This is a genomic window from Halorussus sp. MSC15.2, assembly GCF_010747475.1.
Classification (GTDB): domain Archaea; phylum Halobacteriota; class Halobacteria; order Halobacteriales; family Haladaptataceae; genus Halorussus.
On sequence record NZ_VSLZ01000001.1, the window covers coordinates 1 to 15,579 of the forward strand.

Sequence of the window (15,579 nt, forward strand, 5' to 3'; positions counted from 1 at the left end):
GGGGTCCAGACGGTCGAGGTGGGCGCCGAGAAGATATCCGACTCCGGGAAGGTCCACGGCGTCCGCGTTCAACTCGACGACGGGAGCTACCTCCATCTCCCGTACGCGCGACTCTACGCCGTCGAGATGAGCGAGAAGGAGGGGAAAGTCGATTACTCGGAACCGTAGTTCGCCCGCGGTAGTTCCGGATGCGGGTAGCAGTTCACTGCGCTCCGGTCGCGCTACAGCGCGTTCTTGTAGGCTTCCAGCGTCTCCTCCACGTCCTCTTCGGTGTGGGCGTAGCTGAGGAACTGGGACTCGTACTGGTTCGCGGTCAGGAAGACGCCCTCCTCGCGCATCGCGGGCCAGAAGAGGCGCTCCCAGCGCTCGGTCTCGGCGGCGTCAACGTCGGCCTTGTTCTTCGGGCAGTAGTCGAACCGGGGGCAGTCGGGGTCCTGCCGACACCCGGCCTCGCACTGGCCCGAGAGGTCCCGCGGCCCGTCGCGCGTGAACACGACTTTGAACATGCTGTCGTACCCGGTGACGGTGTACCGGGGAGCCTCGTCTTCGAGGATGTCGGTGAGGCCGGAACGCAACCGGTCGCCGAGGTCGCTGAGGTGGTCGTACACGTCGTTCTCGGCGGCGTACCGGAGCATCTCCAGTCCGGCCGTGAGCGAGAGCGGGTGGCCCGAGTAGGTCCCTGCCTGAAACACGTCGCCCGTCGGCGTGAACGACTCCATGATTTCGGCGGGTCCGCCGACCGCGCCGACCGGGAAGCCCCCGCCGATGACCTTGGCGAAGGTGGTGAGGTCGGGGGTGACGCCGAACTTGCCCTGCGCGCACTGGAGGCCACCGACGCGGAACCCGGTCATCACCTCGTCGAATATCAGGAGCGCGCCGTGGTCGTCGGTAATCTCGCGGAGGCCGTCGAGGTAGCCCTCCACCGGACCCACCGACGCGCAGTTACCCAGAACCGGTTCGGTGAGGACGGCGGCGATTTCGTCGCCGCGCTCCTCGAACACTTCCCGAACCGCCTGCTCGTCGTTGAACGGGACAGTGATGGTCTCTTCCGCGAACGCTCGGGGAACCCCGTCGGAACTCGGCGACCCGACGCCGCCCGACTTCCCCTCCACGAGCGTCGATTCCTGCGCGCCGTGGTAGCCGCCCTGCATGACGACTATCTTGTCCCGGCCGGTGTAGCCGCGGGCGAGGCGGACCGCGGAGGTGGTCGCCTCGGTGCCGGAGTTGACGAAGCGAAGCATCTCGACGCTCTGGACGTGGCGCGCGATGAACTCCGCGAGTTCGACCTCGACCTCGGTCGGCGCGCCGTACATCGGGCCGTCCGAGAGCTGGGACTGAATCCGCGACTCGACCTCCTGTGGAAGGCCGTGGCCCAGAAGCAGGGGACCGTAGCCCATCACGTAGTCGATGTACTTGTTGCCGTCGGCGTCGACGACGTGCGCGCCGTCGCCGCGCTCGACGAAGAACGGGTACGGTCTGACCGCCCGGACCGGGGAGTTGACCCCGCCGGGGAGGACCGACAGCGCCCGGTCGTACAACTCGCGGGAGTTCGCGTCGTGCATACCGTAGCCTTCTGGTTCGGGGCTAAAGTCGATTTCTGTCTGGCCGACCGGCGTCAGGCACCCTCGACGAGTCGCTCGAACTGCTTGGGCGGAATCGCGCCGCGAGCGCCGTGCCCGTCGAAAGTGAAGGTCGGAATCCCCGAGACTCCGCGCTGTTTGGCCGCCTCGAACCGCTGTTTCATCTCCTGTTCGAGTCCGTCGTCCTCGATGGCGTCGTACACTTCGTCAGCGGGGACGCCGGCGCTCTCGGCGATGTCCGCGATGACCTCGGGGTCGCCGATGTCCCGGCCGTCCTGCCAGAGCGCCTCGAACGTGCGCTCGTGGAAGTCGAGGAACGTCTCCTCGTCGTACGCCTGCTTGACGTACAGCGACACCTTCTGGGCGTCCCACGAGTCCACCTCCAGCGAGTAGTCCAGCGTCATGTCCACGTCGTACTGCTCTTTCAGGCGCTCGACGTTCTCGCGGACCTGCGCGAAGTAGTCGTCGTCCTTCCCGTCCTCGACGTCGTGGTCGATGCTCCCGTCCGGTTGGCGCTTGTAGCCCCGCAGGTCGAAGACGTGCCACTCGACCTCCGGCGGGTCCTCGGTCTCTTCGAGGTACTCCTCCATCGCCGCTTTCCCGAGATAACAGAACGGACAGACGTAGTCCGAGAAGACCGTGAGCTTGTCCTCGTCTATCGTACTCATACCCTCTCGTTGGGTTTCGAGAGGCAAAAGCCCCTCACTCGAAGCGGGGTCTGCCCCTTCCGGCCGCGCTCCGCTCACAGTTCGCGTCGGAGGTACGCCCCGAGCGCGCCGCCGAGCGCTCCGGCACCCACGAGATAGCCCACGACGACGACGAAGAGGAACCCGGCGAACAGTCCGCTCAGCGCGAAGAAGGGGTCCGCGCCGAGCAGGAACACTCCCACGACGACCCACGCGAACAGGAAGGCCGGAATCGCCGCCAGTGCACCGGCGACGGCACCGACCGTCGCGCCTTCACCGAGGTCACCCCGCTGGAGGTAGCCGGCGACCCCGCCGCCGACGACGGCCGAGAACGGGAGGACCGGCGCACCCACGACGGTGACGACGGCACCCACGAGCGCGTTCAGCAGGGTGTTCGGGTCGTCGTTCCGCGGGCGCTTCTCGTCGCCGGGAGAGTAGTTCGTAGACCGGACAGTGGTCCGTTCCTCTTCCATACCCAACACTTCCGCCGAGAGATGATATATGTTGGCCGTTTCGCGGACCGAGTGAGAGCGGCGATACTGAAAAATGGAACTCGCAGGAAACCGGGGGAGAGCCGAGAATCGGAACCGCCGGTGTCCGTGAGGGCGTTCAGCGGCGACCGACACTCGCCGCGGACGAGGCCCCCTTACACCGCCTCCGTCCCGCGAACGCCGGTCCGGACCTGCACGGCGTCCTCGACGGGAATCACGAATATCTTCCCGTCGCCGGGTTCGCCGGTGTCGGCGGCCTCGCGAATCGCCTCGACCACCTCGTCGGCGGGCACGTCGGCGACGACGCACTCGACTTTCACCTTCTGGTGGAGGTCCACCGTGTACTCCTCGCCGCGCCACTGGCCGGTCTTCGCGGGTTGGCTCCCGCGGCCCGAGACGTTCGTGACCGTGAGACTCGGCGCGCCGACCTGCGCGAGCGCGGTCTTCACGTCGCTGAGGCGGTCGGGCCGGACGACGGCGGTAATCATCTTGATTTCACCCGTGTTCGGCAGGTCACCGGCTCCGTCAGCACGCAGACCGCCGGCACCGTCGGTCCGCACTGCGCTGCCCTCGGACACCTCGGGACGACCGAACTCGGGGTAGGTGTCCACGCCGTGTTCGGCGATGTCGAGACCCTCGCGCTCGTGTTCGGTGCTGACCCGGGCCTGACCGAGCAGTTTCAGGACGCCGAAGACGAACGCCGTCGCGCTGACGGTCCAGAGCGCGATGACGCCGACGCCGATGGCCTGCGCGACGAAACTGACCTCGTAGCCGGGAATGGCGAAGAACGGGAACAGGAGCGCCCCGAGGACGCCCGCCGACCCGTGGACGGGGAAGACCGCGCACACGTCGTCGATTTTGAGCTTCCGCTCCACGAACTCGAAGACGACCGGAAGCTGACCGCCGGCGATGAGACCGACGACCAGCGCGCCGACCCACGTGATGGCGTTCGTGTTGCTGGTGATGCCCACCAGACCGGCGAGCATCCCGTTCGCGACGTAGAGGGTGTCCACCTTGTCGGTCTTGATTAGCGAGACGGTGCCCGCACCTATCGCGCCCGCCGCCATGCCGAGCGTGGTGGTCAGCGCGACGCGACCCACCGTGTCGGCGAACGCGCCGAGCGCGAGCGCGCCGTTCTCGACCACGAAGACGCTCGCGGCGGTGCCGACGTTGAAGCCGTACCAGCCGAAACAGAGGATGAGCGTCCCGAGGACGGCGAACGTCACCGAGTGGCCGGGGATGACGTTGACCGACCCGTCGTCGTTGTAGCGGTCCATCCGCGGCCCGAGAATCCACGCCGCGGTGAGGCCGGCGATGCCGCCCATCCCGTGGACGATGACGCCGCCCGCGAAGTCTTGGAAACCCGGACCGATGCTCGTGAGGAAGCCGCCCGCCCACGTGAAGCCGACGACGACCGGGTAGATGACCGCCGACAGCAGGACGGTGTAGGTCACGTAGGCCCGAAGCTTCGCCCGGCCCGCGACAGCGCCCGAGACGATGGTCGCCGCGGTCATGGCGAACACCGCGCCGAACAGCCAACCTATCCACGAGTCCGACCCGCCGTCGACGTAGGCGAAGGGGTCGGCCGCCCCGCCGACGACAGACGAGAGACCAGCCCCGACGAGGAAGTAGACGACGACGCCCACGCTCCACGTCAGCATGTTCTTGGTCAACTGGTTGGCGACGTTCTTCGACCGGACCTGCCCCGCCTCCAGCATGGCGAAGCCCGCGTGCATGAAGAAGATGAGGAAGGTCACGGTCAGGACCCAGACGTTGTTGACCCCGCTGGCTATCGACCCGGGGTCAACCTGCAGGGGCGCGCCTAGCATTCCGACCCCTCCGTCGGGAGTTCGACCAAGTCGTCTGGACGACTGTTCAGGAAAATCTCGTATTCTTCTGGGTTCGTGTGTTCGCTCACGATATACTGTGACGGGAAAACAGTACATAAGGATAAGCGTTGAAATTCTACAGAATATTGCGTCTACGATAGACGGTCGTCCGATTTAAAATCGGATAATATCGATATAAGGTTGTATTCCGTCCAGAAACCGGACGTTCGGGCGTTCGGTTTTCGGACGTTCGTAGGGCGGGGTCGGCGGACGGGGTGTCGTCCCGCCGGTCGGAGGCGCGCGCGACGGAAACCGGATTCGGAAGCGCGTCGAAGGCCCGAGAACGGCGACTGCACCGTCCCGACAGGTGCGTTCGCCGTCCCGCCTCGTCGGCGAGACCTTTTCGGAGTCGGCGTCGTATTTCGACGCATGACCGACAGCGAGTTCCGCAAAGTCGCGGTCGAGGACCTGCCCGACGCTCCCAATCCGACTCGGCACAAGAAGGAGGTGGACGAGGCCGTCGGCGCTACCGAGTTCGGGTTCAACGTCTACGTCGCCGACCCCGGCCAGCAGTTGCCGTGGGGCGAACACCGACATCCGAACCACGAGGAACTGCTGTACGTCGTCGAGGGCGAGATTCGCGTCGAGACGCCCGACCGCGACCACGACGTGAGGGCGGGCGAGGCGTTCTTCGTGCCGCCCGACGCCAAACAGCGCACGGTCGCGACGGGCGAGGGACCCGCGCGGGTAATCGCGGTCGGCGCGCCGAAGGCCGACGACGGCGCAGTCATCGAAGAACGATGTCCGGAGTGCGGCGACGAGACCGACCGCGACTACGAGGAACGTGACGGCGGCGACACGTACGTCCTCTACTGCGGGGACTGCGGGACCGAAGTCAGGCGAATGACCGCGGGGCCGGAGTAACCGCAGTTCGTAGCCTACTCTCCTCGTTCAGCTCACGTAACACTCTGAACTGCGCCGGTTGCAGTGTCGCTGTTCTGGGGAACTCCGTCATAGACCCTCTGAACGAGAAATTCACAAAGCATTTGTTACATTTCTGCAATTCCAGCGTATGAATCGCCGTGCCTTCCTTACATCGCTCGGCACAGTCAGTGCGACCGGTCTTGCCGGATGTTCAGATGTCCTGAACGACGATATCCCCGCTGGGAGTCTCCAGTTCGAGAACCGAGACGACTTACCACATGTAATCGGGGTTTCGGTCGTAGACGTTGGTGCCGAACCACGGTCAGAACCGGATAGGTACGGCGTCGCTGGTGACGTATCGGTTCCACCTCAGCAACGAGAGTTGACTGCCTCGTCGTCAGTCGCGCCCGGGGAAACTCAGACGTTTAAGAACATCTTCACCGAACCGGTGTACTACTTGGTCGAATTCACAGTTGATGGTACAGTTCCCGAGACCGGTGGGCGAATTCCCTTCAATCCGTCACCCTCTGGCAGAGAGTACGACAACACCCTCATGGGAGTCGTATATGCGTCTGGTGAGTTTTCGTATGGTGTTAGCTCGACGGGCAACGCTGGTCGATTTGAACAGTAGAGAATTGAGTCCTCTCAGAGGCTCTCGGCCACGTCCTCGGCGAAGTACGTCAGAATCAGGTCCGCGCCGGCACGCTTCATCGACACCAGCGACTCCATCGCCACCTCTTCCAGATTCAGCCACCCCTTCTCGCTCGCGGCGTGGAGCATCGCGTACTCCCCGGAGACGTTGTACGCGGCGACCGGGTGGTCGAACTCCTCGCGGAGGTCCCGGACGATGTCGAGGTAGGGGAGCGCGGGCTTGACCATCAGCACGTCCGCGCCCTGCTCCACGTCGAGGCGGACCTCGCGCAGGGCCTCGCGCCGGTTCGCGGGGTCCATCTGGTAGTGCCGCCGGTCGCCGAACGCTGGCGCGCCGTCCGCCGCGTCCCGGAAGGGGCCGTAGAACGCCGACTCGTACTTGGCGGCGTAGCTCATGACGGGCACGTCCGAGAAGCCCGCGTCGTCCAGCGACTCTCGGATGGCGCCGACCATCCCGTCCATCATGCCCGAGGGCGCGACCATGTCGGCCCCCGCCTCGGCGTGGGAAGTGGCGATTCGGCCGAGCAGGTCGAGGGTCTCGTCGTTCTTCACCGTCAGGCGCTCCTCGCCTTCGCCAGCGCCCTCTTCCAACACGCCGCAGTGGCCGTGGTCGGTGTACTCGCAGAGGCAGACGTCGGTAATCACGTAGGCGTCTGTCTCGGCGGTCACGCGGCGGGTCGCCTCCTGCACCACGCCGTCCTCGGCCCACGCCCGGGTGCCGCGTTCGTCCTTCGACTCCGGGATACCGAACAGCATGACCGCCTCGACGCCGGTGTCGAGGATTTCCTCCACGCGCGCCACCGCGTCCGCGACGGGCACGCGCTCGTGGCCCGGCATCGACTCGATGGGAACTCGTTCGTCGGTCGTCGCGTCCACGAAGACGGGCGCGATGAGGTCGCTGGCGTCCACGTCGGTCTCGCTGACCATCTCGCGGAGTCCGTCCCGTCGGAGGCGACGGGGCCGGTCGGTGAGGTCCATATCGGTCCTTGCGGCCCCCTCGTCAAAACCGCGTCGCTCGCGGTCAGTTCGGTCGGGGGCAGCGCGGACGCGCCTCGATGGAGGTTCTACTCGGTCGGGGTCACAACGCATTTAGTACCGCCAGTCGATACGACAGTCACGAATGCTGTCCCCGCTCGCTCTCGTCGCTTCCGACGCGCCAGTGGCACTCGGAGTCGCGCTGTTCGTCGTAGGTGCACTGCTGTCGAACGCGACCGAACCCGGCGCAGTCCGAGAGTTCTTCGCCGACAACGGTCTCGTCCTGCTCACGGCCGGTATCGTCCTCGCGGCGGTGGTCGGCGTCGGTCTTTTCTTCGTCGGGAACAAGGAACTCGCCAAGGCGTGGCTCGACCAGTACGGCCTGCTCGCGCTCTTTCTCATCCTGATTCTGGAGGGCGCGATGTTGCTGTACTTCGCGCCGAGCGAGAGCCTCGTCCCCCTCGGCGTCACCCTGCTGGCGGAGTCCTCGACCGACTACGCTACCATCGCGGCGGTCATCGCCGTCGCGGTGGTCGGCGCGACCATCGGGCAGTACGCGCTGTTCCTGCTGGCCAAGCGCGGCGGCCGGGAGTACTTGCTGGAGAAGCGGTGGTTCCGCATCGACGAGAGCCAACTCGACCGCTTCGACGGGTGGTTCCAGAAGTGGGGCCGTGTCGTCGTCCCGGTGAGCAACGCCCTGCTGTTCACTCGGGGGATGCTCACCGTGCCCGCGGGATTCGCCGAGATGAACGACGCGGAGTTCGTCGTCCTCTCGGCGCTGGGGACGCTCGTCTTCCAGACGTGGCTCGCGGCCGCGGCGCTCTACGCGCTCGAACTCGGCTTCCTCGGATTCCTCTGAGTCGGACCGCCCGTTCCGCACTCGACGAAACTCGGCCCGCTACCCCGTCGCGTTTTTCGGCGAAGTGGTATGCGTCAGACCTAACAAGTTGCGGGACGTAGACCGATTTGCGCTCGCGTGCCGACCTCATCGCGTGCCATGCCATGAACGCCACGCGAGCGCACTTCTGCCGCGATGGGTGCGGCAGTCGCTCTCTTTCGATACTTCCACTCGCCAACTGCCAACACGTATCGTCCCCGCCTTCGACGACGACTTTGACGTGATAGTCTCCCGTCTCGACCCGAAAAGGCTCGCTACTTAATCCGCCGCGACTTCGACCTGCTCTTTCCGACCGATGGCGTCCACCAGCAACTCCGAGACGTCCACGATTTCGATGTCGTCCTCGTAGCCGCCGGTCTTCCGGCCGTCCTCGTACATCGTCATGCACATCGGGCAGGCGACGACGAACTTCTCGACGCGGCTTCCGGCGTCGGTGTCGTTGAGGGCCTCCCGCAGGCGCTCCTCGCTCGGCTTGGGGTCCTCGTCGAAGTCCATCCAGAGACCGCCACCGCCGCCGCCGCAGCAGAACGAGTTGTCGCGGTTGCGGGGCATCTCGTCGAGTTCACAGCCCGTCGCCTTCACGATTTCCCGCGGGGCCTCGTACTCGTCGTTGTACCGACCGAGGTGGCAGGGGTCGTGGTAGGTGACGGTGTAGTCGAGTTCGGTCCCGGAGAGGCCGAGTTCGGTGAACAGGTCTTCGACGACCTGCGTGTAGTGGAACACGTCGTCCTCGGTCCACTCGCACGCCTCGAACTCCGGATACTCGTTCTTGAAGGTGTTGTAGCTGTGCGGGTCGGTGCAGACGATTTTGTCGTAGTCGCAGTTCTGAATCGCCTCGGCGTTGTCCTCGACGAGCATCTCGTAGAGACCCTCCTCGCCGACCCGGCGCACGTCGTTGCCGTCGGCCTGCTCGTCGTCGTAGAGGATGCCGTAACTGACGCCCGACTCTTCGAGGATGGTCGCCAGCGACCGCGCGACCTTCCGGTTGCGCTCGTCGAAACTCGGGTAGTCGCCGACGTACCAGAGGTACTCGACCGACTCGTCGCGGGCGTCCGGAATCTCGAAGTCCAACTCGTCGGCCCAGTCGGGGCGCTTGCGCTGGGGTTCGCCGAACGTGTTGCCGTTCTGGAACACGTTCATCATCGTGTCCTGCACGTTCGGGTCCATCTGGCCCGACTCGGTCAGGCGGCGGTTCATCTGCGTGAACTGCTCGACGTGTTCGATTTCGACCGGACAGGCGTCCATGCAGGCCATGCAGGACATGCAGGCCTCCATCGTCTCGCTCGCGATGACGCTCTCGCCGGTCGCCACGCCCCCGTCGGTCGCGGCTTCCGCTCTCCGGCCGGGCGAGTAGGTCTCATCGACGGTGGCGTCCGTGATGATGGGCATCTCTTCGACGTTCCCGGCGTCGCGGTCCTCGCGGTACCGCTTCAGGTCGAGGATGACGTCCCGGGGGTCGAGCGGTCGGTCCGACGCCTTCGCGGGACAGACCGACGAACACCGGCCGCACTTGGTGCAGGCGTCGTGGTCGAGCAGTTCCTTCCACGAGAAGTCCTCGATGGACCCGTGCCCGATTTCCTCCGGGCTGGCGTCGTCGGGGACGCCCGGCAGGCGTTTGCCCGCCTTCTCGTCGCGGGTGACGACGTTGGCGAACGACGAAATCATGTGGAACGGCTTGGCGTACGGAACCGAGGCGACGAACGCCAGCGCGAGCAGTGCGTGGGACCACCAGATTACGGGGTAGGCCGCGGTCGCCATCTCGGGGCTGACCCCCGCGACCGCCAGCACGTCGTACACGAACCAACCGACGAAACTGACCGTCTCGAAGGAGACGTCGCGGGTCGCGCTCGTCCCGAGGATGCGGACGCCCTCGGTGACGTAGCCGCCGACCCCGAGCAGGAACAGCGACCAGACGAACAGGTCGTCCTCGGCCGAGGTGTGGCGACCCCACAGTCGGTGATTCTGGACCCAATAGCGCCGGTAGATGGCCATCCCCACGCCGACCACGAACAGCAGGCCCATCGCGTCCATCACCAGCGAGTACGAGAGGTAGAACGCGCCCTTGAAGAACGACTCTTGGCCGAGTCCCTTGGTCCAGAAGTCCATGTCTATCATCAGGATGGTCGTCCCGATGAGCAGAGTCAGGAACCCCCAGAAGACGAACGCGTGCATCAGGCCCGCGTAGAGGTCGCGGTTGAACTGCTTCTGGTTCGAGAAGACGATTTTGGTCGCCGAGGCGATGCGTCCAGACAGGTCGTCGAGGCGGTCGAACCACGAGTCGGTCCCCTTGGCGTACGTGGCGAACCGCTCGTAGACCCCGAACGCGAAGATGGCTATCGCCACCGCCGCGAGGTAGTAGAAGATGGCCTCGCCCAGATGACCAATCTTCCAGAAGGTCGGGCGGGTCGCCTCGCTCCCCGCCTGCGCCAGCACAAATCTTGCCATGTTTTACACGGGGGAGACGATTCGCTTAAGTTTTACCGACTCAGGCAGCTTCCTCTGTCAAAAACGCACTCGAAGTTTACAGTTCAGGCGACCGCCCACGCCAGCAACGCGACGCTCGCGGCCACCACCGGCAGGTCGGCCCGGGAGAACGACAGGGGCGGAAGCGTCGGATTCCACGCGAAACACCGGGCGCGGAGCGCGAGCGCGAACCTGTCGGCCCGCGAGAGCGCCCGCGCCAGCCCCGAGACGCCGACGAGTCGCATCCGCTCGACCAGCCCTCGCTGGTCGCCCAACCGGGCGGCCGAGGCGTCGCGAATCCGGCGCAAATCCGCCTGCAGGACCGGCAGAAACCGGAAGACGAAGCCGACGCCGGTGCCGAGCAGTCGGCCGGCCTTCCCCGGCACGACGCGCTGAATCGCAGCTCGCGAGTCCCGGACGGGGGTCGTCCGGAGGTAGGCCGCGCTCACGAGCAGGACGAGCACCACGCGATAGCTCGCTAACAGGCTCTCGACGCCCGCCTCCCACCGAATCCACGGCGCGCCGAGCGTCAGCGACGAAATCACCGGTCCCGCTAGCAGGAACGGGAAGACGAACCGGTACTCAACGAGGGCCTCGCGCGCGGCGACGCCCGACGCTCGCAGAACGACGAGCGCGACGACCGTCAGCGCTAACAGGCCGCGCGGGGTCGTGTGCGCGAACGCCGCCGCCGCGAACGCGACCTGAAAGCCGAGTTTCGTCCGGGGGTCGAGTCGGTGAGCGAGCAAGTCGCCCGGACGGTAACTCAGTGTCACTGTCGCTCACCGCGCTTCCGCGTCACGGGACGCGAATCCCCAGTTCCGGCAGTCGCTCGCGCACCTCGGCGGGCGGGGCGTCCACGGCCACCTGCCCGTCCGCGAGCGCGACGATTCGGTCCGCGAGTTCGAGCGCGTCTCTGAGGTCGTGCGTCACGAGGACGACGCCGGTCCCCGCGTCGCGGAGCGCTCGGAGTTGCTCGACTACCGACTCGCGCGCCGGAGCGTCGAGACCGGTGAACGGTTCGTCCAGCACGAGGTGTCCGGGGTCCATCGCCAGCGCCCCGGCGATGGCCACGCGCTCGCGCTCGCCCCCCGAGAGTTCGTCGATGCGCTCGTCGCGGCGGCCCGCCATGTTCACGGCCGCGAGGGCCTCGCCGACACGTCGGTCGATTTCCTCCCGCGCGAGGCCCAGATTTTCGGGACCGAACGCAACGTCCGCGCCGACCGTGGCCGCGACGAACCCGTCGCGGGGTTGCTGGAACACCATCCCGACTCGGGTCCGGGCGGCGACGAGGTCCTCCGAGACCGGCGTGTCGTCCACCAGCACCTCGCCCTCGTCGGGGTCGAGCAGGCCGTTGAAGTGGCGAACCAGCGTGGACTTGCCGGACCCGTTCGGTCCGGCCAACACGACGAACTCGCCGTCGGCAATCGTCAGGGAGACGCCGTCTACCGCCGCAGGTCCGTCCTCGCCGCCGTACCGATGGCGCAGGTTTCGAGTCTCTATCATCTGGTCCTCGTGAGTCGTCGGGGGCTACTCCGCCGCTATCTGGTCGCTCCGGACGACGCCGACTGCGGCGGCCATCTTGAACGCCTCGGCCGGGATGAACGCCACCGCGGCCGTGAGAAACGCTTTTTCGAGCGTCATGTCCAGCACGAGCGCGAATCCGACCACGCCGAAGGCGTAGATGATGACCGTGCCGACCACCATCGCGCCGACGAGACGGCCGAGTCCGCGCTCGGCAGGGTTGCGAAGTCGAAGGCCGCCGTGGGCGATAGCGCCGATGGCGAACGCCGCGAGGGGGTACGACCAGAGGTATCCGCTCGTCGGTTGTACCCACAGTACAGCCAGTCCGGCTGACCCACCCGCAAACACGGGTGCGCCGACCGCTCCGGCAGCGAGGTACAGCACCATCGAGACGCCGCCCCAGATGGGACCCAGCAGAATACCGGCGAGGAAGACGCCCAGCACTTGGAGACTCACCGGGGCGGGCGAGAAGGGGTTGGGGAACGAGACGTAGGCGAACGCGCCCGTGAGCGCGGCGAGCAGGGCCGCCCGCGCGACGTTCTCCGCGGTCTCTTCGCCGACCAACTCGACTGACGCAGTGTCGGTACTCATGGTCGCCAGTCTCTCGTCAACTGGGATTATATCTTCGGTTGACGCTGCCCCTCCGGCGTCCGTCTCGCTGCCGACAGATTTTTATACCACGGTCCCGACCCACCCACATCATAGAATAATGGACGAGAAGACTGAGGAACTCCGTGACATCTTCATGGATGTCACCGACGAATCCACCGTCACCGAACAGCAGGAGGAGACCCACGGGTCTCTGAGTTCGGAGGCGGCGGTCGAGGAGCGCCTCGAAGAAGTCATCTCGCGGATGCGCGACCACTACGACTTCGGAACGACGCTCTCGGACGAGGAACTCGTGACCGTGGTCCGGGGCTTCTACGCCGGCGACTCCGACGCGGAGATTGCCCGGGAACTCGGCGACGCCTCCCTCGGCAAGACCGTCTCGCGCGCCCGCATCGACCTCCATCTCATCCGCGACGCCGACGAAGACGCGCCCTTCGACTTGGACGACCTCCGAGACCTCCTCGACGCCGACGCTTCCACCGGCGAGTGCGCCGAGGAACTCGACGTGAGCGAGTCCACGGTCCGGCGCTACCGCCGGGTCGTCGAGGCCCAGCAGGAACGCCGCACCGTCAACGACCGGTTCCGAAACGAGTTCGAGAACGTGCTTCAGGACCGCGAACTCTCCGACCGGATGACCGAGGGCGTGCAGGAGGACGGTCTGGACGACGCGACCGAGGGGATGGAGACGAACGTTTCCTTCTGAAACTTTTACTACGGTCGAGCGCGCCTACGGTGCGCTCTCCCTTGTAAAACTTTCATGAAAAACACCGGGAGAGCGTCGCTCTCCCGAGCCGTCGTTCGCTTTGGTCCTCCCTTGGTCCGCTCGCTCGGGGCGCGCCCTCGCTCGCACGGATGCTAGTTCCGCACCGGTTGCTCAGTCGAGCGTCTGCTGTCGGCAGTCTGGCCGGGCGCTTGCTGGCCGTCAAAGAAACATTTCCCTTTCTTTATCACTGCTAGAGTTGGCCAAACTTTATCTCTGAAGCCGGGACGAACCCTTTCCGTGTCGAAGATTCCGTTCAGCGAACTCGAAACCGCGGCGTACTGCCCGCGGAAACTGTACTACCGGCGAGGGGAGGACGACTTCGAGGTGCCCGAGCGAGTCGCCGAGCGCCGCGACCTCGCCTTCCGGTACGGCGATTTGCTCGACGCCCCCGACGAGCGCCTCGCCGACCTACCGCTGGCGGTCGGTCCGACCGAGTTCAGGTCGAACCTCGACCACGCCAGACGGCGGTTCGACGGGGCGTGGCCCGCCATTCGAGACCCGAACGAGCGCGACCGACTGACCGAGGGCAAGGACTGCCGGGGCGTCGTCCACAAAGTCCTCGCGCTCGACGCGCCGACGCCCGCCATGGTCTTCACCGGCGACCCGCCCGAACAGGGCGTCTGGGAACCACAGACGGTGCGAGCCGTCGCCGCCGCCAAGGCGCTGTCGTGGACGTTCGAGCGACCGGTCGAACGCGCCTTCGTGGAGTACCCCGCCCACGGCGTCGTCCGCGAGGTCGAACTGAACGCCCGCCGCAAAGCCGCGTACCGGACGGCCGTGGGGGCGGTTCGGTCGCTCGACGGTCCGCCGCCGCGACTCCGCGGTAGCGCGAAGTGCGACGCCTGCGAGTACCGCTCGGAGTGCGGCGTCGTAACCCGGTCGTTGAAGTCACTACTGGGGTTCTGAACTACGAGTCCCGGACGAGCACTAGTATCACCGACGGCGCTGGTTCGACCCTATCGAGCACTGCGCTCGGGTCTCGTCGAACACCTCGTTCTGCTTCCCCCGAACACTCAGACTCGGCCTTACCGGACGCTCTGCTCCGGGTTGTCCACGCGTTCGCGGACGACGATGTAGCCGTCGTCCTCGATTGTCACCTCGTAGGCGGAGATGGTGAACGTCACGCGCAATCGTTCGGACCGTTCGGCCGTCGTCTCGTACAGGCACTCGAGCGCGTCGCCGTCGATGCTGTCGTACAGACGAACGTCCAGATTCTGCGGTTCGACGTTCTCGACTGCGGCGAGCGCCTCGACGACGGCATCGCTGACGGGACCGTCACTGTCTCGGTCGTGGTTCGCTCGGTAGAGTATCTCCGAGTTCGCGTCCGTAGTTGCAATCGACATTGTCTGTCCCTACTAACACCGTAGTCGTAGCCTTCCTTTGTTATGTCCCGCCTGATATCTGTGCCACGGACTCTCACCGCGGGTTCAGTCGTCGCTCGTCAGGGAGTAATCACCGCCTACGTCCGACTGCACTCGGTCGGTTTCGAGAGACCGGGGGCGACGACCGCCGCGACCCTCCGACCTCGCGTCGCACTCTCTGCCCTCGCGAGTCACTCCCGTAGCCACGCCGCTACGTCGTCGGCGTTCGGTCCACGGCGGTGAATCTCGGCGGACTCGACGTTCACGACGGTGCTCCCGGTGTCACCCGTCTCGCCGCCGTCGAGGACGACCGCGGCGGCGTCTCGAATCTCCGCGTCGAGGTCGGTCACGTTGGTCGCGCTCGGCCGCCCGCTCACGTTCGCGCTGGTAGCCGTGACGGGCGCGAACTCACGCAGGAGAGCGAGCGCGACCTCGTGGTCGGGGACGCGAACGCCCACGCGCTCGCGGCCCCCGGTCAGTGCGTCGGGGACCGTCTCGCGCTTCTCGCACAGGACCGTCACCGGGCCGGGAAGGAACTTCCGCATGAACCGCTGTTCGCGGTCTGTCGCCCGAACGTACTCCAGCGCGGCGTCGGCGTCGGGCACCGCCAGCGAGACCGGTTTGTCGCGCGACCGGTCTTTGGCCTCGAAGACGCGCTCGATGGCGTCCTCGTTCAGTGCGTCCGCACCGAGTCCGTAGACGGTCTCGGTCGGGTAGACCACGAGTTCGCCGTCCCGAACCGCGGTCGCCGCTCGCTCGATGTCGTCGGCGTCGGCGCTCATCGAGCGAACGTTCGCGTCGAGCGGAAAAATGCGCGTCGGTCCAGCG

The 15,579-nt window shown here is 66.1% G+C and carries 16 protein-coding genes; 5 read left to right on the forward strand and 11 right to left on the reverse strand.

All coding sequences use genetic code 11. The features are described 5' to 3' along the window. Window positions 1–221: 221 nt before the first annotated feature. The 4 genes from FXF75_RS00005 to FXF75_RS00020 form a co-directional block, all read right to left on the reverse strand. Window positions 222–1,562 (reverse strand): glutamate-1-semialdehyde 2,1-aminomutase, encoded by a 1,341-nt coding sequence (locus FXF75_RS00005; protein ID WP_163519534.1) that lies wholly within the window; start codon window positions 1,560–1,562, stop codon window positions 222–224. A gap of 53 nt (window positions 1,563–1,615) precedes the next feature. Beyond that, a complete protein-coding gene (locus tag FXF75_RS00010) occupies window positions 1,616–2,248 on the reverse strand; it encodes a DsbA family protein (protein ID WP_163519535.1) in 633 nt (210 codons plus the stop codon). Window positions 2,249–2,322: 74 nt separating this feature from the next. Continuing rightward, window positions 2,323–2,739 carry a DUF5518 domain-containing protein gene (locus FXF75_RS00015; RefSeq protein WP_163519536.1) on the reverse strand — a complete coding sequence of 139 codons (417 nt, stop codon included), beginning with the start codon at window positions 2,737–2,739 and terminating at the stop codon, window positions 2,323–2,325. 173 nt (window positions 2,740–2,912) lie between these two features. Beyond that, entirely contained in the window at window positions 2,913–4,586 is a 1,674-nt protein-coding gene (locus tag FXF75_RS00020; protein WP_163519537.1) for an ammonium transporter, read from the reverse strand. Window positions 4,587–5,015: 429 nt separating this feature from the next. Between FXF75_RS00020 and FXF75_RS00025 the strand changes: the two genes are divergently transcribed. Together FXF75_RS00025 and FXF75_RS00030 are read left to right on the forward strand one after the other, a co-directional pair. Further along, window positions 5,016–5,510: a cupin domain-containing protein gene (locus FXF75_RS00025; RefSeq protein WP_163519538.1), complete on the forward strand. Its 495-nt coding sequence runs from the start codon at window positions 5,016–5,018 to the stop codon at window positions 5,508–5,510. 148 nt (window positions 5,511–5,658) lie between these two features. Continuing rightward, the gene (locus FXF75_RS00030) at window positions 5,659–6,141 is read left to right on the forward strand and encodes a hypothetical protein (RefSeq protein ID WP_163519539.1); all 483 of its coding nucleotides are present in this window, start codon (window positions 5,659–5,661) and stop codon (window positions 6,139–6,141) included. 14 nt (window positions 6,142–6,155) lie between these two features. Here the strand turns inward: FXF75_RS00030 and hemB are convergent, their stop codons facing one another. After that, window positions 6,156–7,139 (reverse strand): porphobilinogen synthase, encoded by a 984-nt coding sequence (hemB, locus tag FXF75_RS00035; protein ID WP_163519540.1) that lies wholly within the window; start codon window positions 7,137–7,139, stop codon window positions 6,156–6,158. Window positions 7,140–7,320: 181 nt separating this feature from the next. Between hemB and FXF75_RS00040 the strand changes: the two genes are divergently transcribed. Next, the gene (locus FXF75_RS00040) at window positions 7,321–7,995 is read left to right on the forward strand and encodes a DedA family protein (protein ID WP_375335514.1); all 675 of its coding nucleotides are present in this window, start codon (window positions 7,321–7,323) and stop codon (window positions 7,993–7,995) included. A gap of 297 nt (window positions 7,996–8,292) precedes the next feature. On the opposite strand, the gene FXF75_RS00045 is transcribed toward FXF75_RS00040, so the two are convergent. The 4 genes from FXF75_RS00045 to FXF75_RS00060 form a co-directional block, all read right to left on the reverse strand. After that, the gene (locus tag FXF75_RS00045) at window positions 8,293–10,479 is read right to left on the reverse strand and encodes a heterodisulfide reductase-related iron-sulfur binding cluster (RefSeq protein WP_163519542.1); all 2,187 of its coding nucleotides are present in this window, start codon (window positions 10,477–10,479) and stop codon (window positions 8,293–8,295) included. Window positions 10,480–10,562: 83 nt separating this feature from the next. After that, on the reverse strand, window positions 10,563–11,270 hold the full coding sequence (locus FXF75_RS00050) for an energy-coupling factor transporter transmembrane component T (RefSeq protein WP_163519543.1): 708 nt from the start codon (window positions 11,268–11,270) through the stop codon (window positions 10,563–10,565). 22 nt (window positions 11,271–11,292) lie between these two features. Next, on the reverse strand, window positions 11,293–12,000 hold the full coding sequence (locus FXF75_RS00055; RefSeq protein WP_163519544.1) for an energy-coupling factor ABC transporter ATP-binding protein: 708 nt from the start codon (window positions 11,998–12,000) through the stop codon (window positions 11,293–11,295). Between the two features lie 24 nt (window positions 12,001–12,024). Further along, window positions 12,025–12,609, reverse strand: a complete 585-nt coding sequence (locus FXF75_RS00060) for a biotin transporter BioY (protein WP_163519545.1) — start codon at window positions 12,607–12,609, stop codon at window positions 12,025–12,027. Between the two features lie 118 nt (window positions 12,610–12,727). Here FXF75_RS00060 and FXF75_RS00065 point away from each other — a divergent pair, with 118 nt between their 5' ends. Together FXF75_RS00065 and FXF75_RS00070 are read left to right on the forward strand one after the other, a co-directional pair. Continuing rightward, a complete protein-coding gene (locus FXF75_RS00065; protein ID WP_163519546.1) occupies window positions 12,728–13,330 on the forward strand; it encodes a conditioned medium-induced protein 4 in 603 nt (200 codons plus the stop codon). Window positions 13,331–13,627: 297 nt separating this feature from the next. Beyond that, window positions 13,628–14,296 (forward strand): hypothetical protein, encoded by a 669-nt coding sequence (locus FXF75_RS00070; RefSeq protein WP_163519547.1) that lies wholly within the window; start codon window positions 13,628–13,630, stop codon window positions 14,294–14,296. A gap of 119 nt (window positions 14,297–14,415) precedes the next feature. Here the strand turns inward: FXF75_RS00070 and FXF75_RS00075 are convergent, their stop codons facing one another. Together FXF75_RS00075 and FXF75_RS00080 are read right to left on the reverse strand one after the other, a co-directional pair. Next, window positions 14,416–14,733, reverse strand: a complete 318-nt coding sequence (locus FXF75_RS00075; RefSeq protein ID WP_163519548.1) for a HalOD1 output domain-containing protein — start codon at window positions 14,731–14,733, stop codon at window positions 14,416–14,418. Window positions 14,734–14,942: 209 nt separating this feature from the next. Then, window positions 14,943–15,533, reverse strand: coding sequence for an L-threonylcarbamoyladenylate synthase (locus tag FXF75_RS00080; protein ID WP_163519549.1), 591 nt, complete (start codon window positions 15,531–15,533; stop codon window positions 14,943–14,945). Window positions 15,534–15,579 lie beyond the last annotated feature (46 nt).

What these genes read in the sequence shown, in the direction of transcription:
- FXF75_RS00030 (WP_163519539.1), top strand. Translation starts at nt 5,659, where the DNA reads ATGAATCGCCGTGCCTTCCTTACATCGCTCGGCACAGTCAGTGCGACC.
- FXF75_RS00020 (WP_163519537.1), bottom strand. Translation starts at nt 4,586, where the DNA reads ATGCTAGGCGCGCCCCTGCAGGTTGACCCCGGGTCGATAGCCAGCGGG.
- FXF75_RS00010 (WP_163519535.1), bottom strand. Translation starts at nt 2,248, where the DNA reads ATGAGTACGATAGACGAGGACAAGCTCACGGTCTTCTCGGACTACGTC.
- FXF75_RS00055 (WP_163519544.1), bottom strand. Translation starts at nt 12,000, where the DNA reads ATGATAGAGACTCGAAACCTGCGCCATCGGTACGGCGGCGAGGACGGA.
- FXF75_RS00015 (WP_163519536.1), bottom strand. Translation starts at nt 2,739, where the DNA reads ATGGAAGAGGAACGGACCACTGTCCGGTCTACGAACTACTCTCCCGGC.
- FXF75_RS00045 (WP_163519542.1), bottom strand. Translation starts at nt 10,479, where the DNA reads ATGGCAAGATTTGTGCTGGCGCAGGCGGGGAGCGAGGCGACCCGCCCG.
- hemB (WP_163519540.1), bottom strand. Translation starts at nt 7,139, where the DNA reads ATGGACCTCACCGACCGGCCCCGTCGCCTCCGACGGGACGGACTCCGC.
- FXF75_RS00025 (WP_163519538.1), top strand. Translation starts at nt 5,016, where the DNA reads ATGACCGACAGCGAGTTCCGCAAAGTCGCGGTCGAGGACCTGCCCGAC.
- FXF75_RS00005 (WP_163519534.1), bottom strand. Translation starts at nt 1,562, where the DNA reads ATGCACGACGCGAACTCCCGCGAGTTGTACGACCGGGCGCTGTCGGTC.
- FXF75_RS00075 (WP_163519548.1), bottom strand. Translation starts at nt 14,733, where the DNA reads ATGTCGATTGCAACTACGGACGCGAACTCGGAGATACTCTACCGAGCG.
- FXF75_RS00060 (WP_163519545.1), bottom strand. Translation starts at nt 12,609, where the DNA reads ATGAGTACCGACACTGCGTCAGTCGAGTTGGTCGGCGAAGAGACCGCG.
- FXF75_RS00080 (WP_163519549.1), bottom strand. Translation starts at nt 15,533, where the DNA reads ATGAGCGCCGACGCCGACGACATCGAGCGAGCGGCGACCGCGGTTCGG.
- FXF75_RS00065 (WP_163519546.1), top strand. Translation starts at nt 12,728, where the DNA reads ATGGACGAGAAGACTGAGGAACTCCGTGACATCTTCATGGATGTCACC.